23 protein-coding genes and 1 tRNA gene are annotated in these 21,253 nt (G+C 67.8%); 11 read left to right on the top strand and 13 right to left on the bottom strand.

Going from position 1 to position 21,253, the window contains the following annotated elements:
* Window position 1 precedes the first annotated feature (1 nt).
* Together ispD and ACFQZV_RS06115 are read right to left on the bottom strand one after the other, a co-directional pair.
* The gene (gene ispD / locus ACFQZV_RS06120; RefSeq protein WP_378753695.1) at window positions 2–1,225 is read right to left on the bottom strand and encodes a 2-C-methyl-D-erythritol 4-phosphate cytidylyltransferase; all 1,224 of its coding nucleotides are present in this window, start codon (window positions 1,223–1,225) and stop codon (window positions 2–4) included.
* A gap of 23 nt (window positions 1,226–1,248) precedes the next feature.
* Complete coding sequence (locus ACFQZV_RS06115; RefSeq protein ID WP_378753692.1) at window positions 1,249–1,731, bottom strand: CarD family transcriptional regulator; 483 nt, start codon at window positions 1,729–1,731, stop codon at window positions 1,249–1,251.
* 171 nt (window positions 1,732–1,902) lie between these two features.
* On the opposite strand from ACFQZV_RS06115, the gene ACFQZV_RS06110 reads away from it, so the two are divergent.
* Entirely contained in the window at window positions 1,903–2,415 is a 513-nt protein-coding gene (locus ACFQZV_RS06110; protein ID WP_378753690.1) for a DNA modification methylase, read from the top strand.
* A gap of 69 nt (window positions 2,416–2,484) precedes the next feature.
* On the opposite strand, the gene ACFQZV_RS06105 is transcribed toward ACFQZV_RS06110, so the two are convergent.
* Both ACFQZV_RS06105 and ACFQZV_RS06100 read right to left on the bottom strand, forming a co-directional pair.
* Window positions 2,485–3,168 (bottom strand): response regulator, encoded by a 684-nt coding sequence (locus ACFQZV_RS06105; protein ID WP_378753688.1) that lies wholly within the window; start codon window positions 3,166–3,168, stop codon window positions 2,485–2,487.
* On the bottom strand, window positions 3,165–4,376 hold the full coding sequence (locus ACFQZV_RS06100; RefSeq protein ID WP_378753686.1) for a sensor histidine kinase: 1,212 nt from the start codon (window positions 4,374–4,376) through the stop codon (window positions 3,165–3,167). Before ACFQZV_RS06100 ends, ACFQZV_RS06105 begins: the two co-directional genes overlap by 4 nt.
* Window positions 4,377–4,558: 182 nt before the next feature.
* On the opposite strand from ACFQZV_RS06100, the gene phoU reads away from it, so the two are divergent.
* Entirely contained in the window at window positions 4,559–5,257 is a 699-nt protein-coding gene (phoU, locus tag ACFQZV_RS06095; RefSeq protein WP_378753684.1) for a phosphate signaling complex protein PhoU, read from the top strand.
* Window positions 5,258–5,311: 54 nt separating this feature from the next.
* On the opposite strand, the gene ACFQZV_RS06090 is transcribed toward phoU, so the two are convergent.
* From ACFQZV_RS06090 to ACFQZV_RS06075, 4 genes are all read right to left on the bottom strand, one after another.
* On the bottom strand, window positions 5,312–6,061 hold the full coding sequence (locus ACFQZV_RS06090) for a phosphoglyceromutase (protein WP_378753682.1): 750 nt from the start codon (window positions 6,059–6,061) through the stop codon (window positions 5,312–5,314).
* 33 nt (window positions 6,062–6,094) lie between these two features.
* Window positions 6,095–7,201, bottom strand: coding sequence for a CAF17-like 4Fe-4S cluster assembly/insertion protein YgfZ (ygfZ, locus tag ACFQZV_RS06085; protein ID WP_378783286.1), 1,107 nt, complete (start codon window positions 7,199–7,201; stop codon window positions 6,095–6,097).
* 2 nt (window positions 7,202–7,203) lie between these two features.
* Window positions 7,204–7,806 carry an FABP family protein gene (locus ACFQZV_RS06080; protein WP_378753603.1) on the bottom strand — a complete coding sequence of 201 codons (603 nt, stop codon included), beginning with the start codon at window positions 7,804–7,806 and terminating at the stop codon, window positions 7,204–7,206.
* A gap of 133 nt (window positions 7,807–7,939) precedes the next feature.
* Entirely contained in the window at window positions 7,940–8,230 is a 291-nt protein-coding gene (locus tag ACFQZV_RS06075; protein WP_378753601.1) for a hypothetical protein, read from the bottom strand.
* Window positions 8,231–8,338: 108 nt separating this feature from the next.
* On the opposite strand from ACFQZV_RS06075, the gene ACFQZV_RS06070 reads away from it, so the two are divergent.
* The 7 genes from ACFQZV_RS06070 (at window position 8,339) to pstB (ending at window position 16,497) form a co-directional block, all read left to right on the top strand.
* Window positions 8,339–9,037 (top strand): winged helix-turn-helix domain-containing protein, encoded by a 699-nt coding sequence (locus ACFQZV_RS06070; protein WP_378753600.1) that lies wholly within the window; start codon window positions 8,339–8,341, stop codon window positions 9,035–9,037.
* A gap of 45 nt (window positions 9,038–9,082) precedes the next feature.
* Window positions 9,083–11,248 (top strand): RNA degradosome polyphosphate kinase, encoded by a 2,166-nt coding sequence (locus ACFQZV_RS06065; RefSeq protein ID WP_378753598.1) that lies wholly within the window; start codon window positions 9,083–9,085, stop codon window positions 11,246–11,248.
* Window positions 11,245–12,183: an NUDIX hydrolase gene (locus tag ACFQZV_RS06060; protein ID WP_378753596.1), complete on the top strand. Its 939-nt coding sequence runs from the start codon at window positions 11,245–11,247 to the stop codon at window positions 12,181–12,183. The genes ACFQZV_RS06065 and ACFQZV_RS06060 overlap by 4 nt, the downstream gene beginning before the upstream one ends.
* 171 nt (window positions 12,184–12,354) lie before the next feature.
* A complete protein-coding gene (locus ACFQZV_RS06055) occupies window positions 12,355–13,461 on the top strand; it encodes a phosphate ABC transporter substrate-binding protein PstS (RefSeq protein ID WP_378753594.1) in 1,107 nt (368 codons plus the stop codon).
* Between the two features lie 153 nt (window positions 13,462–13,614).
* The gene (gene pstC / locus ACFQZV_RS06050) at window positions 13,615–14,598 is read left to right on the top strand and encodes a phosphate ABC transporter permease subunit PstC (RefSeq protein WP_378753592.1); all 984 of its coding nucleotides are present in this window, start codon (window positions 13,615–13,617) and stop codon (window positions 14,596–14,598) included.
* Between the two features lies 1 nt (window position 14,599).
* Window positions 14,600–15,682 (top strand): phosphate ABC transporter permease PstA, encoded by a 1,083-nt coding sequence (gene pstA, locus ACFQZV_RS06045; RefSeq protein WP_378753590.1) that lies wholly within the window; start codon window positions 14,600–14,602, stop codon window positions 15,680–15,682.
* Between the two features lie 35 nt (window positions 15,683–15,717).
* Window positions 15,718–16,497 (top strand): phosphate ABC transporter ATP-binding protein PstB, encoded by a 780-nt coding sequence (gene pstB, locus ACFQZV_RS06040; protein ID WP_378753588.1) that lies wholly within the window; start codon window positions 15,718–15,720, stop codon window positions 16,495–16,497.
* Between the two features lie 67 nt (window positions 16,498–16,564).
* Here pstB and ACFQZV_RS06035 read toward each other — a convergent pair whose 3' ends face one another.
* The 4 genes from ACFQZV_RS06035 to sigK form a co-directional block, all read right to left on the bottom strand.
* Complete coding sequence (locus tag ACFQZV_RS06035; protein ID WP_378753586.1) at window positions 16,565–17,449, bottom strand: aminodeoxychorismate lyase; 885 nt, start codon at window positions 17,447–17,449, stop codon at window positions 16,565–16,567.
* A 165-nt stretch (window positions 17,450–17,614) separates the two neighbouring features.
* Window positions 17,615–18,253: a DNA-directed RNA polymerase subunit beta gene (locus tag ACFQZV_RS06030; RefSeq protein ID WP_378753584.1), complete on the bottom strand. Its 639-nt coding sequence runs from the start codon at window positions 18,251–18,253 to the stop codon at window positions 17,615–17,617.
* A gap of 42 nt (window positions 18,254–18,295) precedes the next feature.
* Window positions 18,296–19,114: an anti-sigma factor gene (locus tag ACFQZV_RS06025; protein ID WP_378753582.1), complete on the bottom strand. Its 819-nt coding sequence runs from the start codon at window positions 19,112–19,114 to the stop codon at window positions 18,296–18,298.
* Window positions 19,111–19,713 carry an ECF RNA polymerase sigma factor SigK gene (gene sigK / locus ACFQZV_RS06020; protein ID WP_378753580.1) on the bottom strand — a complete coding sequence of 201 codons (603 nt, stop codon included), beginning with the start codon at window positions 19,711–19,713 and terminating at the stop codon, window positions 19,111–19,113. Before sigK ends, ACFQZV_RS06025 begins: the two co-directional genes overlap by 4 nt.
* Window positions 19,714–19,909: 196 nt before the next feature.
* On the opposite strand from sigK, the gene ACFQZV_RS06015 reads away from it, so the two are divergent.
* Together ACFQZV_RS06015 and ACFQZV_RS06010 are read left to right on the top strand one after the other, a co-directional pair.
* On the top strand, window positions 19,910–20,572 hold the full coding sequence (locus ACFQZV_RS06015; RefSeq protein ID WP_378753578.1) for a fasciclin domain-containing protein: 663 nt from the start codon (window positions 19,910–19,912) through the stop codon (window positions 20,570–20,572).
* A gap of 107 nt (window positions 20,573–20,679) precedes the next feature.
* Window positions 20,680–20,752, top strand: a tRNA-Lys gene (locus ACFQZV_RS06010).
* On the opposite strand, the gene ACFQZV_RS06005 is transcribed toward ACFQZV_RS06010, so the two are convergent.
* Complete coding sequence (locus ACFQZV_RS06005) at window positions 20,714–21,238, bottom strand: GNAT family N-acetyltransferase (RefSeq protein ID WP_378753609.1); 525 nt, start codon at window positions 21,236–21,238, stop codon at window positions 20,714–20,716. The genes ACFQZV_RS06010 and ACFQZV_RS06005 overlap by 39 nt on opposite strands.
* Between the last annotated feature and the right edge of the window lie 15 nt (window positions 21,239–21,253).

The following is a 21,253-nucleotide window of genomic DNA, read 5'->3' as shown; positions in this document are numbered from 1 at the left end:
CTCAGGCGGACCAGACGAGGGCGACCGCGTAGGCGGAGACCCCCTCACCGGTGCCGGTGAATCCCAGCCCGTCCGTCGTCGTCGCCGAGACGGACACGGGGGCACCCAGCGCAGCCGACAACACCGCTTCGGCCTCGTGCCGGCGCGGTGAGAATCGCGGACGCCGTGCCTGCATCTGTACGGACACATTCCCGATGCGAAATCCCGCCGCGGCGAGGATCTCCCGCGTACGCGAGAGGAAGGCATCGGCGTGGGCGCCGGCGAACTCCGGGCGATCGGTGCCGAAGTGGGTCCCGATGTCGCCGAGACCCGCCGCGGCCAGGAGCGCGTCGACGATGGCGTGGGCGACGGCATCCCCATCGGAATGTCCCGACAGCGGCGCCTCACCCGGCCACGCGAGACCGGCCAGCCACAGCGTTCCCTCTCCCCCGACGGCGTGGACGTCGGTGCCGATGCCGACCCGCGGCACCACGACGTGAGGGTCCAGACGCGACGGGGCTGCGAGGGATGCCGCATCCGCCCTGGTCACCAGGGCACGCGCACGGTCGAGGTCTGCCGGTGTCGTGATCTTGAACGATCGTTCATCGCCGGCGACGGTCGCCACGGTGTATCCGGCGTCGGCAACGAGCGCCGCATCGTCGGTGAACTCTGCGTCGGCGGCGCGATACGCAGCGTCCAGGACGTCGCGTCGGAACCCCTGCGGAGTCTGCGCGGCAGACAACAGCGAGCGGTCCACCACCCCGATGATCTCTTCGTTGTCGACCCGCTTGATGGTGTCGACGACCGGCACCACCGGGATGACACCTGCCGCACCCGCATCGACGGCGCCGATCACGCGCGCGAAGACGGCCGCGGGGGTGAGAGCCCTCGCGGCGTCATGGATCAGCACGACCTCGACGTCGGGCCAGACCGCTCTCAGCCCCGCGGCCACCGACCGCTGCCGGGTATCCCCACCGGCCACCACGCTGCCGCGGTCACGGTCGTCGCCGAGCGCACCGAGCAGGTCCGTCAGGGCGTCGCCCTCACGGCCCTCAGGAGCGACGACGATCACCTGGGCGTCGGGAACCTCGGCGACCTGGACCAGGGCATGACGAAGGATCGTCCGGGAGTCGAGTCCGACGAACGCCTTCGGCATGTCGGCGCCGAGTCGGGTGCCGGATCCCGCAGCCACGACGACGATCGCGACGCGGGGAACGGCGGAGACGGCGGATGCAGCGGAGGGCACACCCTCACGCTACCGCGCGTGCGTCAGGAGGCGAGGACCTCGTCGAGGATGACGGTGGCCTTCTCTTCGTCCGTCTTCTCGGCGAGCGCGAGCTCGGAAACGAGAATCTGCTTCGCCTTGGCGAGCATGCGCTTCTCGCCCGCAGAGAGCCCTCGGTCCTGGTCACGGCGCCACAGGTCGCGGACGACCTCGCTCACCTTGATGACATCGCCCGAGGCCAGCTTCTCGAGGTTGGCCTTGTAGCGACGCGACCAGTTGGTGGGCTCCTCGGTGAAGGGAGCACGCAGGACATCGAACACGCGCTCGAGTCCGTCCTTGCCGATCACGTCACGAACGCCGACGAGGTCCACGTTCTCTGCGGGAACCTCGATGACGAGGTCTCCCTGCGTGACGTTGAGTTTCAAGTACTTCTTGGTCTCGCCCTTGATGACGCGTTCCTTGACCTCGATGATCGTCGCGGCTCCGTGGTGCGGATAAACAACGGTCTCGCCAACCTCAAAAAGCATGCAGATATGTCCTTTCGGCAACCTCCAGAATATCACAGCGAGGATGCGCTAAGGTTCGCCCCCTACCCTCCGCCCGATCGATCTCACGCGCGCGAGGCACGTCGCGGGCAGGCGCGGATGCCCGCGACCCCATAGAATGCAGAGGACGCCGTCACCAACCCGGGAGGATCCGTGACCTCGACAACGCGCAGCCTCGGCGCGACGACCACCACGCGCCGTTCGCGGCTCTTCGCGACCGTCGCGCTCGGCGCCGCCGTCGCCCTCGGAGCCACGGGATGCACGTTCATGACGCCGCAGTCCACCACGATCCAGTACTCGGCCGCCGAGGGTGTCAACGTCTACGACTCCGGTCCGCTCGAGGTGCGCAACGCGTTCATCGTCGCCGACGAGGAGGGCGTTCTCGGCAACTTCGTCGCCGCGATCGTCAACGACACCGCCGAGGCCCACACGCTGCGCGTGTCGATCGGCGAGGGCGAGACCGTCGACCTCGCGATCCGCGTTCCTGCGAACACCGTCCTGAGCCTGGGCTCGGACGAGACCTCGCCCGTCCTCATCGACGGCATCGAGATGCTCCCCGGAAGCGACGTTCCGGGCTTCTTCGAGTCCGGCGATTCCGAGGGCGCACTCATCTCGGTGCCCGTCCTCGACGGCGGCCTGGACTACCTCGCGCCGCTCGTTCCCTGAGTTCCCACCGCTGCGAAAGCGGCATGCCGCGCTCCGGCACGGTCGCCGAGGCGCGGCATCCGCTCGTGGTCAGCCTTCGAAGCGGTAGCCGAGTCCGCGCACCGTCACGAGCATCGTCGGGTCGCTCGGAGTCTGCTCGATCCGTGAACGGATGCGCTTGATGTGCACATCGAGCGTCTTGGTGTCACCGAAATAGTCACTCCCCCACACCCGGTCGATCAGCTGCCCGCGCGTGAGCACGCGTCCGGCGTTGCGCATGAGGACCTCGAGCAGCTCGAACTCCTTGAGCGGCATAGCGATCTCGTTGCCGTCGACGGCGACCGTGTGCCGGTCGATGTCGAGCACGACCCGTCCACCGTCGAGCACCCGGTCATCGAGGTCGGCGTCCGTCTGTGCGAGGCGGCGCAACACCGCACGCATACGCGCGAGCAATTCGCGCGACGAGTACGGCTTCGTGACGTAGTCGTCCGCCCCGAGCTCGAGCCCGACGACGATGTCGACCTCCGAGTCCTTCGCCGTGAGCATGATCACCGGAACCGTCGACGTCGTACGCACCTGCCGGCACACCTCGGTTCCCGGCATCCCCGGGAGCATGAGGTCGAGAAGGATGATGTCCGCCCCCCGCTCGCGGAAGGCCGCCAGCGCGGTCGGACCGTCTTCGGCGATCTCGACCTCATAGCCTTCGCGGCGAAGAAGATACGCCAGCGGGTCGGCGAGATCCGGCTCGTCCTCCACGATCAACACGCGGATCATACTGTTCCTCCGTTTCGAGCAGCCGGCACAGACGCGGCAGCTGGCTTCTTCTTCTTTCGCGACTTCTTTGCAGTCGAAGCTTCCGGCATATCCGCGGCAGGTAGACGGATGGTGAACGTGGATCCCCGTCCGGGACGCGACCACAGACGCACCTCCCCGCCGTGTCGCTGAGCAGCGTGCTTGACGATCGACAGTCCGAGGCCGGTACCTCCGGTGCGACGAGCGCGCGCCGGGTCGGCGCGGTAGAACCTCTCGAAGATGCGGTCCTGATCGGCTTCGTCGATACCGATACCTCGATCGGTGACGGTGATCTCGACCACGGTGTCGTCCTTCCGCACCCCCACGCCGACGCTCGAACCTTCGGGCGAATAGGCGATCGCGTTGGCGATGAGGTTGCTCACCGCCTCGCTCAGCACCTGGGCGTCACCGCGGACGAACAACCCGCGCTCGCCCCCTCGCACGACGTCGACTCCTGCGGAGTCGGACTGGAGGGAGTTCGCATCCGCCGCGGATGCGACGATCTCATCGACCGAGACGAGGCGATCCTCCGTGAGTTCGTCGGTGGACTGCAGCCGTGAGAGATTCATGATGCGCGAGGTCAGCTGCGCGAGCCGCGACGCCTCGGCCGACAGCCGCGAGGCGAACACCCGCACCTGATCGGGGTCGTCTGCCGCGGATTCGATCGCCTCCGACAGCAATGTGACCGCGCCGACCGGGGTCTTCAGCTCATGACTGGTGTTGGCGACGAAATCACGCCGCATCTGCTCGACACGCTCACGCTCGGTGATGTCGCGCAGCACGAGCAAGGCGAGTCTGCTCGAGATCCGGGTCGCGCGCGCCACGACCAAGCGCGGCTCGGCCGGGGGTGCTCCGCGCCGCAGGCGCAGGGTATCGGTGGCGGTCAGCTCGGTGCTCCGCGTGCGCCGCATCAGCTCGCGCAGCTCCTCGGCGGGCAACAGCGCGCCCAGGGCCAATTGGAACGCCGCAGCCGGGACGGATGCTGCCAGCACTGTTCCGGAGGGATCGACGACGACCGCGGGGTCCTCCAGGCCGTGCAAGACCTCGGCCACGCCCTCGGGGATCGCCGTCGACGTCTGCTCACGCGCGCGATCGCGCGCACGCAACGACGCGACGATCGCCACGGTGACACCGGCACCGATGAGGGCACCCACGAGGAGGGCGAGCAGCGCGAGCTGCGTGGAGTCCATGCCTCCAGAGTAGGGCGCGCGCGCCGCCTCCTCCGGTCCGATTCTGCCGCGGTGTCCGGGCGCGCCGATACAATTCATCACGGCGGCACCGTTCGTTAACCTTGCCTGGCGACAATCGCGAAGGTCGCGCGAGAGCCTCCAGGATCGACCCGGACGGCCCCGCGAACAGGAAAGGTGCCGCAATGCGCGAAGTGTTCCACCAGTCTCTCGAAGAGATCCAGGACCGGCTGGTCGAGATCTCCGAACTCGTGACGGTGGCCATCGGCAAGGCGACGAAGGCCTTCGGCACGAGTGACGTCACTCTCGCCGAAGAGGTCATCGACGACGACGAGATCATCGACGAGAAGGCGCTGGCCCTCGACGAACTGGCCATCGAAGTCCTCGCCCGCCAGCAGCCGGTGGCCCGCGATCTGCGCATCGTCGTCAGCGCTCTGCGCATGAGTGCGTCGCTCGAGCGCATGGGCGACATCGCCGAGCACATCGCCCAGCTCACGCGGATGCGGTTCCCCGAGCGCGCCATTCCCAAGGGCCTGAAGTCGACGTTCACGAAGATGGGCGAGCACGACGTCAAGATCGCCCAACAGTTGACAGAGCTTCTGCGCACCGAGGACCTCACCCTCATCGACACGATCCGAAACGCCGACGACGCGCTGGACGACCTTCACATCTCGGTCTTCGAGAAGGTGCTCAGCGACAGCTGGAAGGGCGAGGCGGCCGCCACGGTCGATGCGACGCTGGCCAGCCGCTACCACGAGCGCTTCGCCGACCACGCCGTGTCGGTCGCCCGCAAGGTCGCCTATCTCTCCACAGGAGACTGGACGGCACCCACCGAGGGAATCGAGATCATCGTCGCCGAAGGGTTCGCCCCCGACAACACCTAAGCGACGCACACGAAAGGGTCCGGATGCCGCGGCATCCGGACCCTTTCGTCGTCCTTACTTCTTGCCCTGCGAGGCGACGGCGGCCGCACCGGCCGCCGCGGCCTCGGGGTCGAGGTACTCGGCTTCACCCACCGGGTTGAGGTCTTCGTCGAGTCGGTAGACCAGCGGGATCCCGGTCGGGATGTTGAGCTCGGAGATCTCGTCGTCACTGATGCCGTCGAGGTGCTTCACGAGTCCGCGCAACGAGTTGCCGTGGGCGGTCACGAGCACCGTCTTACCTGCACGCAGATCGGGGACGATGTCGCTCTGCCAATAAGGGAGCATGCGGTCGATGACGATCTTGAGGGACTCGGTGCGGGGGACGTCGCCGTCGATGCCGGCGTAGCGCGGATCGCCGACCTGGCTCCACTCGCTGTCGTCGGCGAGGTCCGGCGGCGGCACGTCGAACGAACGACGCCACAGCATGAACTGCTCTTGACCGAACTCCTCGAGGGTGGCGGCCTTGTCCTTACCCTGCAGCGCCCCGTAGTGACGCTCATTGAGCCGCCACGAGCGCTTGACCGGGATCCACAGGCGGTCCGCCGAGTCCAGGGCGATGTTCGCGGTCTGGATCGCCCGGCTGAGAACCGAGGTGTGGAGCACGTCGGGCAGGAGACCGGCTTCGGCGAGCAGCTCGCCGCCGCGGCGGGCCTCCGCCTTGCCCTGTTCGGTGAGTCGCACATCGACCCAGCCGGTGAAGAGATTGAGCTCGTTCCACTCGCTCTGGCCGTGGCGGAGGAGGATCAGCGTGTAAGGCGCACTCATGGCGCCCAGCTTACCGAGAGCGCGCGACTCTGCTCACGCCGGCGGGGTCGCCGCGGCGCGGCGCGACAGTCGGGTGATGCGCGGCACGCCGGCGGTTGCGCCCGCTTCGGGCGGCACGATGATCTCCTGAGCCGCCGCGATCTGCCCCTCGGCGGTGTCGACGACGAGCGGTTCATCGATCCCGATCCCCCGCCGGATCACCGCCAGGGCGATCGGGCCGTCCTCGAAGTGCAGAGCGGATGCGGTGACCTCCCCGACGACGTCGCCGCCGCGGCGCACCGCCGCCCCGCGGCCCGGCAGCACGCTGTCGCTCCCGTCGAGCTGCAACGCGACGAGGCGCCGAGGCGGATGCCCGAGGTTGTGCACCTTGGCGACGGTCTCCTGGCCCCGGTAGCACCCCTTCGACAGGTGCACCGCGGTGCGCAACCAGTCGAACTCGTGCGGGAGGGACCGCTCGTCGATGTCGCCGCGGCGGGGACGCCAGGCCGCCACGCGGAGAGCCTCCGCCGCCGTCTGGCCGGCGAGCGCGACCTCTCCGCGCGCGGCGGCGGATGCGAGTTCGGCGAGCGTGTCCACGCCGACGATCGCCTCAGCCCACGCGCGGTGCGCTCCGGGGTGGGTGGCCGGGGTTGCGTACCCCCACCCGCCGTCGGCGACACCGGGCCACGGATCGCGCCATACCAGCGGCACCGCGTTCGGCGACGCGGCGAGAGAAGACACGGCCTCGGGTGTTCCCCCGACGACGGCGAAGCGATCCCCGGCATCCTGCGGGTCGACGCGGAGCCGGAACCGCATGCGGGTGAGCCACACACGAAGGCCCTCGGCATCGGCGGCGTCGGCGATGAGCCACGTCGTCACCCCGTCGTCGATCACGGACGCGGCGTGTTCGATGCGCCCCTGCGGGTCGAGCACGAGGAACTCGGTGCCGACGCCGGGCGCGAGCCGCGCCAGTGCTTGCGACGTGAGCGAGTCGAGCCAGGTCAGGCGGTCTTCACCCGACACCGCGAGCACGGAGCGGTCGCCGAGCGGCGCGACGGCCGCGCCGGAGGCCAGCGCGCGCTGTTCCGCGAGCGGATTGCCGAGGTGCTGCAGCCCGGCGTCGTCGATCACCGCGCCGGGGACGGACGCGAAGACATTCATCGTCATTCCGCTCGAGCGAGCCGCGCCGAGGCGTGCGAGGCAAGCTGACCACCGAGCGCCGCGATGTCCCACGCCCACAGCAGGTGCCCGTCGACGAGCCCGTACATCCGCGTGGCCGCGGTGTATTCCTTCGCGCCGGCGGTACGCACGACGGCGTCGGTGGAGATGTCGATGCGCGGGCCGGTGATCTGCCCGAGGTACAACTCGCTGACGCCGTCGGAGTGCACCAGTGCGACCTCGATCTCGAATCCGCCGGCGTCGGTGCGCAGCGCTTCCACGTCGTCGACGGTACGCGGCGGCGCCGTCGCCGCGGCGGGCAGGAGACCCGGGCCGGCATCGGCATCCGTCGCCCCGCGCGATAACCGCCAGAATCCGACTTCGGCGACCAGCGGATGCCGCGCCTCATCATCGCCGTGCAGCCACGCGGTCGCGGAGTAGTTGAGGTAGTCACCACCGTCGTGGCTGAAGCTCACGCGGTGCGAGAACTCACCCGTGAAGTGCGTTTCGCCGGTGTCGTAGTCGATGACGCCGGTGCCCTCCCACACCCCGATGAGCCACGACAGCGGCACGAGGTCGGCGGGAAGGTCGGTCGGGATGTCGAGCACGACGACCGCCTCAGCGCTGACCGCGGTACAGGTTCTTCAGGACGACAGCCGACACGAAGACGATCGCGACGGAAGCGAGACCGAGCAGTCCGACGAAGAACAGTTCGAGCGCGACGAGATCCATGGGTCCACTCTAGCCGGGAACGACGCCGGCCAGTCCGAACCCCAGGCTGATGACGCCCAACACGAAGAGCGCTCCGAGCGCGCCGGCGGCGACGCGCTGTGTGAAGCCCTGCGAACGGCCGTAGGCGAGTTGCACCGCGAACGACAGCACGACGCTCACGCCGAGACCCGCGACCAACCAGGAGGCACGCGCGTCGGCCGGAGCGAAGACGCCGACGGCCACACCGATCACCGCAGCCGCGATCCAGACCGCGATGACGCCGCCGAACGTGCGGCGGGGGGCCAATTCTGGGGTGGACACACCGCCATTGTCTCGCACGAAGGCCATCGGCGCACGCGGCACGCGATTCGTCGGTGCAGCGCGAGACCGTACACTTGGGCGATACAGCGCACCCGAGAGACGACGCCTGTGGCACAGCTTCTGATTCTGAGCTCCGCACAAGGAGGGGATTCCCCCCTGCCTTCGCTCGAGTTGCTCAGCCACCGCGCACGGCAGATTCCCGCCGAACCGGCTCAGCTCGTCAACGCCCCCTCCGCCGATGTGATCTTCATCGACGCGCGGGTCGACCTCGTCGGCGCGAAGTCGTTGTGCAAGATCCTGAACACGACCGGGCTGGAGGCACCGATCGTGCTCATCGTGACCGAGGGCGGTCTCACGGCGGTCTCACCGGACTGGGGCGTCGACGACGTCATCCTCGTCTCCGCGGGTCCCGCCGAGGTCGATGCGCGCATCCGCCTGGTCATCGGACGCCAGTCCGTCGAGCAGGCGTCGACGCGCGTGCAGACCTCGGGCATCACGATCGACGAGGCCTCATACTCAGCCAAGGTGCACGGCAAGCCGCTCGACCTCACCTACAAGGAGTTCCAGCTGCTGCATTTCTTCGCCACGCATCCCTCCCGGGTATTCACCCGCGAGCAACTGCTGAGCGAAGTGTGGGGCTACGACTACTTCGGCGGCACCCGCACGGTCGACGTCCATGTGAGGCGCCTTCGCGCCAAGCTCGGCGAGCTCGAACAGCTCATCGGCACCGTGCGCAACGTCGGCTACCGGTTCAACGTGTACGACGACGAACAAGTCGCCGCCGCACGCGAACGCGCCGAAGCCTGACCACCCGTTCACGCGCCGGACACGTCGGCCTGCAATGATGAACAGATGATCCAGGACGACGTGCTCGACACCGGCCTCGGCGACGCGGACGACGACGACTTCGACCTCGAAGAGTCCGACGACGCGCAGCTGCCGGAGAACCGCTACCTCGACCGCGAACTGAGCTGGCTCGCCTTCAACCAGCGCGTGCTCGAACTCGCCGAAGACCCGTCACTGCCGACACTCGAGCGGGCGAACTTCCTGGCGATCTTCGCGAGCAACCTCGACGAGTTCTTCATGGTGCGCGTCGCCGGCCTCAAGCGTCGCATCGTCACCGGCCTCGCCGTCCCCACCAACGTCGGGCGGTCACCGCAGGACGTCCTCGCGGACATCTCACGGGAGGCCCACACTCTGCAGGTGCGCCATGCCGAGGCGTGGACGACGCTCGTCCGCCCCGCATTGGCCGAGGCCGGCATCCAGATCGTGTCCTATGACTCGCTCAGCGACGAGGAGCGTCAGCGCCTCTACGACTACTTCCAAGCACAGGTCTTCCCCGTCCTCATGCCTTTGGCGGTCGACCCCGCACACCCGTTCCCCTACATCTCCGGTTTGTCGCTGAACCTCGCCATCCGCATCCGCAACGCCCGCACCGGGCGTCAGGAATTCGCCCGCCTCAAGGTGCCGCCGATGCTGCCGCGCTTCGTCGAGATCTGGGGCGACGGCGACGGGATGCGGTATCTGCCGCTCGAAGAACTCATCTCCAACCACCTCGACGACCTCTTCCCGGGCATGGAGGTGCTTGATCACCACGCGTTCCGCCTCACGCGCAACGAGGACGTCGTCATCGAAGAGGACGAGACCGAGAACCTCATCCAGGCGCTCGAAGCCGAACTCCTGCGCCGACGCTTCGGCCCGCCCATCCGCCTCGAGGTCACCGATGACATGGACGACCTCACGCTCGGGTTGCTCCTGGACGAACTCGACATCACCGAACAAGAGGTCTACCGGCTGCCTGGACCGCTGGATCTGCGAGGTCTGTTCGCGATCGCGAGCCTCGACCGCCCCGACCTGCGCTATCCGCCCCATGTGCCGACGACCGCGTTGGCGTTCCGCCCTGCCGAACAGAACGGCCGCGCCGACCTCTTCGCCGCCATCCGCAAGTCGGACGTGCTCGTCCACCACCCCTACGAGTCGTTCACGACGAGCGTGCAGGCTTTCATCGAGCAGGCGGCTCGTGACCCCCACGTCTTGGCCATCAAGCAGACCCTCTACCGGACGTCGGGCGACAGCCCCATCGTGCAGGCGCTCATCGACGCCGCCGAAGCGGGCAAGCAGGTGCTCGCGCTCGTCGAGGTGAAGGCACGGTTCGACGAAGCCAACAACATCGTCTGGGCACGCAAACTCGAGAAGGCCGGCGTACACGTGGTCTACGGGCTCGTCGGGCTCAAGACCCACAGCAAGCTCATCCACGTCATCCGCGAAGAAGACGGCAAGCTGCGCTCGTACTCGCACATCGGCACGGGCAACTACAACCCCAAGACAAGCCGCATCTACGAGGACTTCGGCCTGTTCACCACCGACGAACAGGTCGGGCGTGACCTCACGCGGCTGTTCAACGAGCTGAGCGGCTACGCGATCGAGAAGAAGTTCAAGCGTCTCCTCGTCGCGCCGCTGCACTTGCGCAAGGGCCTGCTTCGCCACATCGACAAGGAGAGGCGCAATGCCGAGGCGGGAAAACCCTCCGGCATCCGCATCAAGGTCAACTCGATGGTCGACGAACAGATCATCGACGCCCTCTACCGCGCCAGCCAGGCGGGAGTGCCCATCGAGGTCTGGGTACGGGGCATCTGCGCGCTCAAGGCAGGCGTCGAGGGAATGAGTGAGAACATCACCGTCCGGAGCATCCTGGGACGCTACCTCGAACACTCGCGCATCTTCGCGTTCCACAACGACGGTGACCCCCAGGTGTTCATCGGCAGCGCCGACATGATGCACCGCAACCTCGATCGACGCGTCGAAGCCCTCGTTCGTGTGACCGACCCTCACCAGATCAAAGCGCTGGAAGACCTCTTCAGCTTCGCAATGAGCGACACCACCAGTTCGTGGCACATGGAACCCGACGGGGTGTGGACCCGCCACAGTCGCGGCGAGGACGGCAAACCGCTGGTCGACCTGCAGGACAGGACGATGGCCGCCGTCCAGCGGCGGCGACGGCCTCGGGCGACGCGATGACCGAGACCGCCGTCTACGCGGCGGGAGGAGTGGTGTGGCGGCTCGTCGAGGGCAAGCTCAAGATCCTCCTCATCCACCGCACCCGCTACCGCGATGCGACGCTCCCGAAGGGCAAGGTCGACCCAGGCGAGATGCTCGCCGAGACGGCAGCGCGCGAAATCCATGAAGAGACCGGCATCCGTACGACTCTCGGCGTGCCGGTCGGCGTCTCGCGCTACACGCTCCCCAGTGGCCGGCTGAAGATCGTGCACTACTGGGCGGCCCAGGCCACCGAAGAAGCGATCCAGGCCTCCACGTTCATCCCGAACAAGGAGATCGCGGCGCTCGAGTGGCTCTCGCCGACCAAAGCGCTCAAGCGACTCAGCTACCCCGTCGACGTCGAGATCCTCGAGACCTTCCTGCGCCTCGTCGACGACGGAGTGCTCGAGACGTTCCCGATCGTGGTGTTGCGTCACGCCAAGGCCGTCTCACGGGAGGACTGGGACGGCGCGGACGACGCGCGCCCCCTCACGCCGCGGGGCAAACGTCAGGCCGCCGCGATCGTCGGTCCCCTCCTCGCGTTCGGCGTGCGTCGGATCGTCTCCAGCCCCGCCGAACGCTGTGTGAAGACCGTCAAGCCGCTCTCCCGCGCCATCGACGGGCGCATCCGCAGATCGGCACTCATCAGTCAAGACGCGTGGGACGTGGGCGAGTCCGACGCACGCGCGGTCGTCGGGCAACGTGTCCGCTCCCGCAAGCCCGCCGTGGTCTGCAGCCACGGACCGGTGCTGCCCGACATCCTGACGGAGATCGCACTCGCCACAGGCACGATGAAGGGTTCGTATCTGGGTAGCGCCTCGGCGCTGGAGACCGGTGAGTTCTCGGTCGTGCACCTCACGACCCTCAACCCGGGGTCGGGCATCGTCGCGATAGAGACGCACGGCCCGAAAGACTGACCGCGGGCCCACGCCTGGGCGGGGAACCACCGCGCTGGCGGCCGTTCACCTTCCGTTCACCGTGCCAGCGCACTCTCTTAAGAGTCCACTCCTACGTTGCAGTGGTGCCCCGCACCGGGCATGAACCCGATGCCCTCCCCGGGCTGTTCCCTGACACGTGAAGGATTCACAGTGAAGATCTCCCGCATCGCCCAGGTGGGCGCTGTCGCCGCCGTCACCGCGCTCGCCCTCGCCGGCTGTGCCGCCAACGAGTCCACCGGTGGCGACTCCGGTTCGACCGACGGCGACATGTCGTCGCTCTCGGGCACCATCAACGCGACGGGCGCCTCGTCGCAGACCGCCGCGCAGGAGGCCTGGGTCGCCGGTTTCCAGACGGCGAACCCCGACGTTACGGTCAACTACGAGCCCACCGGCTCGGGCACCGGTCGCGAGAACTTCCTCTCGGGCGCCAGCGAGTTCATCGGCTCGGACCGTGCGTTCGACGATGAAGAGGTCGCCGCCGGCGGCTTCGGCGCCTGCGTGACCGACGACATCGTCGAAGTCCCGCTCTACATCTCGCCCGTCGCCGTGGCGTTCAACCTCGAGGGCATCGACGAACTCGACCTCGACGCCGCCACGATCGCCGGCATCTTCGCCGAAGAGATCACCACCTGGAACGACCCGGCGATCGCCGACCTCAACCCGGGCGTCGAGCTGCCGGACTCGCCGATCACGCCGGTCCACCGCTCGGATGACTCGGGTACCACCGAGACGTTCGTGAACTACCTCGCCGCCACCGCACCCGACGTGTGGACCTTCGAGGTCTCGGGCGAATGGCCGCTTCAGAGCGGCGAGGCCGCGCAGGGAACCTCCGGTGTCGTGCAGGCGATGACCTCCGGTGTCGGCACGATCGGCTACGCCGATGCCTCCCAGGTGTCGGAGCTCGGCCAGGTGCACGTCGGCGTCGACGGCGAATTCATCGCGTACTCGTCCGAAGCAGCCTCCGCACTCGTCGAGAACTCGCCCCTTGTCGAGGGGCGCGGCGCCGGCGACCTGGTGTTCGACATCGATCCGGCCAGCGCGTCCGGCGGGGCGTACCCGATCGCCCTCGTCAGCTACATGATCGGCTGCCAGCAGTACGAGGACTCGAACGTCGCCGAGCTCGTCAAGGCCTACTTCGAGTACATGGCCAGCCCCGAGGGTCAGGACGCCGCCGCAGGCAACGCCGGCAGCGCCCCGATCTCGGACAGCCTGCGCGAGCAGGTGCTCGCCGCCATCGACACGATCCAGGTCGGTTGACTCACAGGATCACGAGGACGACATACATCACGTGAACGCAACGGGTGCCCGCACACGACCATCCGACGGACCCATCTCCGTCGGGGCCGCGGGCACCCGTTGCGGCCGTCCGCCCGTCCACTTCTTCCCGACCGACCCGAGAACTGGGACCCCATGACCACGACTGAGACGGCCCAGAAGCCACCTTCTCCGACACCCACCCCCGCAGGGACGCAGGTCAAGGCGAAGCAGCGACTCGGCGACCGCGTCTTCACCGGCACCGCGCTCGGCGCCGGTGTCATCATCCTGCTCGTGCTTGCCGCGATCGCCGTCTTCCTGGTGATCCAGAGCATCCCGGCGTTCGCGCCCGACACGACCGACAACCACATCCTTCGCGGCGAGTCGTTCTGGGTCTACGTCGGTCCCCTCATCTTCGGCACGGTATGGGCGTCGATCATCGCCCTGATCCTCGCCGCCCCGCTGTCGATCGGCATCGCCCTCTTCATCTCGCACTACGCGCCGCGCAAGCTCGCACCGAGCCTCGGATATGTCATCGACCTGCTCGCCGCGGTCCCCTCCGTCGTCTACGGCCTCTGGGGCGGCATCGTCTTCGCCGGCTTCCTCCAGCCGTTCTACGTGTGGTTGAACGAGAACCTCGGCTGGATCCCGCTCTTCGCCGGCGTCGTCTCGCCCACAGGAAAGACCATCCTCACCGCGTCGCTGGTTCTGGCCGTCATGGTCATCCCGATCATGACCGCGATCTGCCGCGAGGTCTTCCTCCAAGCCCCGACGCTGCACGAGGAGGCGGCGCTCGCCCTCGGCGCGACCCGCTGGGAGATGATCCGCATGGCGGTACTCCCCTTCGCCCGCGGCGGGATGGTCTCGGCCGCGATGCTGGCCCTCGGCCGCGCGCTCGGCGAGACGATGGCCGTCACGATGGTGCTGTCGGTCTCGGGCGTCATCAGTTTCGAGCTGCTCACCTCGACCAACCCGACACCGATCCCCGCGAACATCGCGCTGTCGTTCCCCGAGGCCCACGACCTCGGCGTCAACACCCTCATCGCCACCGGCCTGATCCTGTTCATCGTCACGTTCGCCGTCAACGCGTTCGCCCGCTGGATCGTCGCCCGCCGCGCCGAGTTCTCTGGAGCGAACTGACATGACCACCCTCGCAACGGCCGGTAGCCGCTCCTCCCTCACCGCGGGCAAGCTCCCCGGATGGGCTCCGTGGAGCATCCTCGCACTGTCCTTCATCGTCTCGTTCACCGTCTTCGGCCTGCTCTCGCTCGGCGGCGAGGTCGTCGACTACAACATCGCCGGCGCACTGTTCTGCTCGATGGCGATCTACGTCGTCCTGATCGTGGTCATCTCGAGCATCAGCGAGTCACGACGCGTCGCCATGGACCGCCTCATGACCGCGCTGGTGTCCACGGCGTTCGTGGTGGCGCTGCTACCGCTGATCTCCCTGCTGTGGACCGTCGTGATCAACGGCATCCAGCGCTTCGACGCCGAATTCTTCTCCTGGACGATGCGCAACGTCGTCGGTGAGGGTGGCGGTATCGTCCACGCGATCTGGGGCACGCTGCTCATCACGCTCATGGCGACCGTCATCTCGGTCCCGATCGGCCTCATGACGTCGATCTATCTGGTCGAGTACGGTCGGGGCAAGCTCGCGCGCGCCATCACGTTCTTCGTCGACGTGATGACCGGCATCCCCTCGATCGTGGCCGGTCTGTTCATCTACTCGGTCTTCGCCCTCATCGTCGGCCCCGGCGCCGCCGGCGGCTACATGGGTGCATTGGCGTTGTCGGTGTTGATGATCCCCGTCGTGGTGCGCGGCAGCGAGGAGCTCTTGCGCATCGTGCCGAACGAGCTGCGTGAGGCGGCGTACGCACTCGGGGTGCCCAAGTGGCTCACGATCATGAAGGTCGTGCTGCCCACATCGATCGCCGGCATCATGACCTCGGTCATGCTCGCCATCGCCCGCGTGATCGGTGAGACCGCTCCGCTGCTGTTGACCGCCGGGTACACCCTCAGCCTCAACACCAACCTCTTCAGCGGCCAGATGATGACGCTGCCCGTGTTCGCGTACAACCAGTACATGAACCAGGGCACGAGCCCCGATGCCGCCGTCGCACGCGCGTGGGGTGCGGCGCTGACGCTCATCCTGATCGTCATGCTGCTCAACCTGCTCGCGCGCCTGATCGCCAAGTACTTCGCGCCGAAGGTCAGCAAGCGCTGACCCCGCGACAATCCGAATCACCTGAAGGAACCTCCGTGTCCAAGAGCATCGAAGTCAACGACCTCAACGTCTACTACGGCGAATTCCTCGCCGTCGAAGGCGTCTCCCTCCACATCGACCCGCGCAGTGTGACGGCCTTCATCGGACCGTCCGGCTGCGGGAAGTCGACCTTCCTGCGCACGCTCAACCGCATGCACGAAGTCATCCCCGGCGCACGCGTCGAGGGTGAGGTGCTGCTCGACGGCGACGACCTGTACGGGCCCGGCGTGGACCCCGTGCTGGTGCGGCGCCAGGTGGGCATGGTGTTCCAGCGACCGAACCCCTTCCCCACCATGTCGATCCGCGACAACGTGCTGGCCGGGGTGAAGCTGAACAACAAGCGCATGTCCAAGTCGGACGCCGATGCGCTCGTCGAGAAGTCACTGCAGGGCGCGAACCTGTGGAACGAAGTGAAGGACCGACTCGAGAAGCCCGGTTCGGGCCTGTCCGGCGGTCAGCAGCAGCGTCTGTGCATCGCTCGCGCGATCGCCGTCTCACCCGAGGTCATCCTCATGGACGAGCCCTGCTCGGCTCTCGACCCGATCTCGACCTACGCGATCGAAGAGCTCATCGGCGAACTCAAGAACGACTACACGGTCGTCATCGTCACGCACAACATGCAGCAGGCGTCGCGCGTGTCCGACCGGACCGCGTTCTTCAACATCGCCGGCACCGGCAAGCCGGGCAAGCTCATCGAGTACGACGACACGCGGACGATCTTCACAACGCCCTCGGTGCAGGCGACGGAGGACTACGTCTCGGGTCGGTTCGGCTGAGCGCCTCGGCCGACGGTTCGGACGGCGCTCGGGTCTGCGAACCCGAGCGCCGTGTCGGTCTCGAGGGTCAGTCGCGTGGTGACAGCAGGTAGTCGTTGAAGGATGCGGTGAGCTCCGCATCGACCGCGATCTCGACGCCGTCGACGGCGCGCACCGGCGCCGCGAGCCGCACGCTCGACACGAGCCACGCGGCATCCGCGTCGGTCAACGCTGCGGCCGGAATCGTCTCGTACGCCGTGACGAAACCCCCACGGTCCAGGTGCTCGAAGAGGCTGAGCTGTGTGGTGCCGTGAAGGATCCCACCGTTGGGCGCCGGAGTGACGAACCGGTCGCCTCGGCGCAGGATGAGCGACGCCGTCGGCGCCTCGAGCACGTACCCGTCACTCGAGACGAAGATCGCGTCGTCGGCTCCGCGGCTCTTGGCCTCGCGGATCGCGGCCATGTTGACCGCATACGACAGGGTCTTGGCACCGAGAAGAAGCCAGGGCGCCCGCGCCGGCACGCCGATGTCGTAGCCGCGGTCGAGCGTGACCGCTCGCAGGCCCTCAGCGCGCACGCGGGAGTTGTCGGGGGCGCCGGCCGCCGTCACCCATGCCGTCGGCGCCGGTCCGTGCTCGACACCGCGGCTCAGAATCAGCTTGATGACGCTCTCGCCCGCGGGACAGTGGCTCGCGGCGATCGCGACGGCATGGCGCCATTGCGCGAGGTTCGGCGCGGGCAGGTCACACAGGCGAGCAGAGTGCGCGAGGCGCTCGAGGTGCGCCTGCACCTCTTGCGCGTGCCCGTCGACCACGCCGATCGACTCGAAGATGCCGTCTCCGCGCTGCGTACTCAACTCCCCCACGCTCAGCGCCGGAGCAGCGGGGTCGATCGTTCGGAAGTCCGCCGCGAAGTCGGTGCGAACATCATCGGATGCCGCGGGCTCGATCACGAGCGCGAAACGCCAGGTCATGCTCAAAGCCTATGCGTTCGCTCGGAGTCCGGCCCGAGGCGGTGCGCATGGCCGTTACACTGGAACGGCCGGGCCGCAGTAACCCCGGGCTCCATCTTCTGCCGCTGCGAGCGGCCACGCGCCGAGAGGCGTTCTGCGGCCCGGCTCCTTCATTTCCAGGTGCGTTCAGGTGAGGCCGTCGCGGCGCCACAGGGCTGCCGCCGTGGTGAGATCGTCGGCGTAGGTCGACAGTCGCAGCGCACGCCGGGTGAACGCCGACGCGCGATCTGACTCGGTGGCCTCGTAGTCGTCGGCCAAGTGGGTCGCCCCCGATGACTGGACACGGCAGAACGCTGCGGCCCGTTCGAGCGCAACGGCGAAATCCCCCTCGAACAGCCCTCGCAGGATGGTGTCGACCAGCTCGACGAGCTCGTCGGGACCGGCGGGGACGGGAGCTCCCGCGACCAAGGCATCGGCGGAGGCCAGTTCGAGTCGTCCACGCTCGTAGACGAGCGCCGCCGTCTGCGGGTCGTCGTGGATCATCAGCTGCAGCAGGTACAACCGCCACAGGGTGCCCGGGAGCGACCGCGCGGGCGACCGCGACCACAACTCGGCGATGTCGTCGATCCCGTGCCTGTCGGTGAACGACACCAAACGCCCGACCACGTCGGCGTCAGGATCGGCACGCACGCGTGAGAGCAACACCTGCGCCGTCGAGTGGGCGATGCGCGAGACCTCGGCAGGATCGTCACCCTGATACAACCGGTCGAACAGCTCGGCCGGACGCCGTACGGGCTTGTGGAACTCCCTGGAGTCGTCGCTCATCCCGTCCAGGCTACCGTCGGCATGCGGAGGTCGGGCCCGGGCTCATACGGTCGGGATCGCCACGATCGGGTCGGTCGTGGGCAGACCGGTCGGCGAACCGTCGGCCTGTTCGATCGTGACCGCGATCGTGTCACCGGGCTCGAGCGGAACATCCAGCAGCGCCGTCGTCGTGCCAGCGGAAGACGTGAAGACACCACCCGAGACGGGTGTGCCGTCACGGACGAACCACAGCTCGAAGGCCTCGTCGTCTGCGATCTGCGGCCACCCCTGCGAAACGACGACGGCCTGGCCGAGCGACTCCGACCAGTGCGCGGTCGCGGTTGCGCCGTCGGCCATCGCGACGGTGCTCTCTTGGGCATCCGGAGCCTGTTCGATCTGCTCGAGGGCGATGAGGGATGCCGGGCGATTGACGTACTCGTTGATGCTGGCCGCTGCGAACCCGATCGCGACGAGGAACACCAGCGACGCCGCGAGGGCGAACAGCCCGCGCGTCCACCGGCGCCGCGAGATCGTCTGGATCGTCGTCGTGGTGGGCGGGCCGGGCACTTGCGGAGCCGGCTGCTCGCCGGCATCCGATTCTTCCGCGGTCTCGTCGGCGGGCCTCGAGTCCGGCGCGGTGTCACTGGCAGGGCCCTGCGGGGTCTGGGCGATCGTGGACAGCAGGATGCCGCGCATCGCCAACGGCGGCGCCACAGGCACCGTCGCCTCGGCCAGGGATGCCGCCGTCGCGACCTCTCGGTCGACGACGTCGGACCACTCGGGATGCGCGGTCCACGCCGCCTCGAACGCGGCGCGGTCATCGGGCGACAGCGCGCCGAGCGCGTATCCGGCTGCCAGCTCGGAGAATTCGTCGATGTTCACGTCGTCACCCCCATCTCGGTCCTCAATCGCGACAGTCCGTCGCGCATCCTCGTCTTGATCGTCCCCAGCGGCGCCCCCACGAGCGCCGCAATCTCGGTCTGACTGTATCCGCCGTAATACGCGAGGGTCAGGGTCTCACGCTGGGCGTCGGGGAGGGTCGTGAGCGCTGCGACGACCCGTCGACCTTCCAACCGCAGTTCCACGTGCTCGGCGACGCCGTCGTGGGCGACGTCGAGGTCGCGGAAGCCGGCGCGCGTGTCGCGATCACTCGACGCCTGCGACGCCCGTACCCGGTCGACGGCTCGGCGATGCGCGATCGTGAACACCCACGATCTTCCTTGCCCCTTGTTCGGAGCGAAGCGCGCGGCGGATTGCCAGATCTCGAGAAAGACCTCTTGCAGCACTTCTTCGCTCTGCGACCGGTCGACGAGCACGCGAAGGATGAGGCCGAAGACCCGCGGGGAGAGCATGTCGTACAACCGCGCGAACGCCTTCTGGTCGCCGTCGGTGATCTGGGTGAGCAGGATCCCGACGTGGTCGACGGGGCTCGAGCCGTCGTCCGGCACCTCGAGTCCGTCGATCACCATGTCACCCAGCATGCCGCACGCGCGCGTCGTGCGCGCGCGCTTGCCACTCAGCCCGACACGCGGTATGCCGGTCGGTCCGCTCCGGATCCGAAGAAAAGTCGCTCCGATTCCAATCCGATCTGCAGACCACCCCGAACAGCCCGTGTACGCCGCCTCCCGGCGGTCACGCACAGCAGGTCCCTCGGGACCCACACGATCGGAGGAAGACATGCTCAGCACAACCAAGAAGGCCACGGCCGGAGCCGCACTCGCATTCGCCGCGGCGTTCGCCCTGTCGGCTTGTTCGATGGGTGGCAGCTCGATGGAATCGGAAGAGCCGGCCGACACGATGACCGAAGAGTCGATGACCGAAGAGTCGATGCCGATGGACGACCCGGCCGCGAACCTCGTCGGTGCGGGATGCGCCGCATACGCGGAAGCCGTTCCGACCGGCGACGGCTCGATCGAGGGCATGTCGGCGGATCCGGTCGCGGTCGCGGCATCCAACAACCCGATGCTCACGACACTCGTGTCGGCCGTCAGTGGCGAGCTCAACCCCGACGTCGACCTCGTCGACACGCTCAACGGCGACGAGTTCACGGTGTTCGCGCCGGTCGATGACGCGTTCGCGATGATCGACGACGCGACGATCGAGACACTGAAGACCGATAGCGACCTGCTGACTTCGATCCTCACGTATCACGTGGTCGCCGGCCAGATCGCGCCGGCCGACATCGGTGGCACGCACACCACGCTGCAGGGCGGCGACGTCGAGGTCACCGGCTCGGGCGACATGTGGATGGTGAACGACGCCACCGTCGTCTGTGGCGGCGTGCAGACGGCCAACGCCACGGTCTACCTCATCGACACGGTTCTGATGCCCGCGATGTGATGACCGCGGCGCACGCCGCAGGGGGAATACGGGGCCGCCGGTGCTCATGCACCGGTGGCCCCGTTGCGCGCGTGGATGCGAATCCGCAAGTAGGCTGGTGCACAGAGGGGCCTCTAGCTCAGTCGGTAGAGCATCGGACTTTTAATCCGCGGGTCGTGGGTTCGAGCCCCACGGGGCCCACCGCGTCGAGATCAATCCCGGCGACATCACCCCGGGTCGGTCGTCGAAGGTGATCTCGTAGTGGACGAACCCGGTGTCGTCGGCGACCTTGCCGTAGAGATGCCGCGCTGCGGCGTTGTGCGACTGGGTGAGCCAGTACACCTTCGCGCAGGCTGCGGCGCGTGACCACTCGGTGACATGGGCGATGAGGGCGCGACCCGCGCCGAGACCGCGGGAATCCTCTGACACGAAGAGGTCCTCGAGGTAGCAGTACGGACCCTCCGACCACGTGCTCGCATGCGTCAGCCAGTGCACGAATCCGACCGCGCGGCCGGTCTCGTCACGCGCGATCGCGGCGTGCACGGGCTCGTCGGGATCGGTGAGGCGCCCGAAGGTCATCTCGGTCTGGGCCGCGCTCAACTCGGTCTCGTAGAACGCGAGGTAGCCGTACCAGAGCGGCAACCAGTCGGTGCGGTCGGCTTCGGTCAGCGCGTGCAGGGCGATCATGCCCTGAGCGTACTC

Source organism: Microbacterium koreense (assembly GCF_042677105.1).
GTDB lineage: Bacteria > Actinomycetota > Actinomycetes > Actinomycetales > Microbacteriaceae > Microbacterium > Microbacterium koreense.
Note: the sequence above shows the minus strand (reverse complement) of the source record. Positions and strands in the feature narration are given on the sequence as shown.

Excerpts from the sequence above, each read along its gene's own strand:
- ACFQZV_RS06115 (WP_378753692.1), bottom strand. The coding sequence starts at position 1,731 with ATGCTTTTTGAGGTTGGCGAGACCGTTGTTTATCCGCACCACGGAGCC.
- ACFQZV_RS06105 (WP_378753688.1), bottom strand. The coding sequence starts at position 3,168 with ATGATCCGCGTGTTGATCGTGGAGGACGAGCCGGATCTCGCCGACCCG.
- ACFQZV_RS06100 (WP_378753686.1), bottom strand. The coding sequence starts at position 4,376 with ATGGACTCCACGCAGCTCGCGCTGCTCGCCCTCCTCGTGGGTGCCCTC.
- phoU (WP_378753684.1), top strand. The coding sequence starts at position 4,559 with ATGCGCGAAGTGTTCCACCAGTCTCTCGAAGAGATCCAGGACCGGCTG.
- ACFQZV_RS06090 (WP_378753682.1), bottom strand. The coding sequence starts at position 6,061 with ATGAGTGCGCCTTACACGCTGATCCTCCTCCGCCACGGCCAGAGCGAG.
- ygfZ (WP_378783286.1), bottom strand. The coding sequence starts at position 7,201 with ATGAATGTCTTCGCGTCCGTCCCCGGCGCGGTGATCGACGACGCCGGG.
- ACFQZV_RS06065 (WP_378753598.1), top strand. The coding sequence starts at position 9,083 with ATGATCCAGGACGACGTGCTCGACACCGGCCTCGGCGACGCGGACGAC.
- ACFQZV_RS06060 (WP_378753596.1), top strand. The coding sequence starts at position 11,245 with ATGACCGAGACCGCCGTCTACGCGGCGGGAGGAGTGGTGTGGCGGCTC.
- pstC (WP_378753592.1), top strand. The coding sequence starts at position 13,615 with ATGACCACGACTGAGACGGCCCAGAAGCCACCTTCTCCGACACCCACC.
- pstA (WP_378753590.1), top strand. The coding sequence starts at position 14,600 with ATGACCACCCTCGCAACGGCCGGTAGCCGCTCCTCCCTCACCGCGGGC.
- ACFQZV_RS06035 (WP_378753586.1), bottom strand. The coding sequence starts at position 17,449 with ATGACCTGGCGTTTCGCGCTCGTGATCGAGCCCGCGGCATCCGATGAT.
- ACFQZV_RS06030 (WP_378753584.1), bottom strand. The coding sequence starts at position 18,253 with ATGAGCGACGACTCCAGGGAGTTCCACAAGCCCGTACGGCGTCCGGCC.
- sigK (WP_378753580.1), bottom strand. The coding sequence starts at position 19,713 with ATGCTGGGTGACATGGTGATCGACGGACTCGAGGTGCCGGACGACGGC.
- ACFQZV_RS06015 (WP_378753578.1), top strand. The coding sequence starts at position 19,910 with ATGCTCAGCACAACCAAGAAGGCCACGGCCGGAGCCGCACTCGCATTC.
- ACFQZV_RS06005 (WP_378753609.1), bottom strand. The coding sequence starts at position 21,238 with ATGATCGCCCTGCACGCGCTGACCGAAGCCGACCGCACCGACTGGTTG.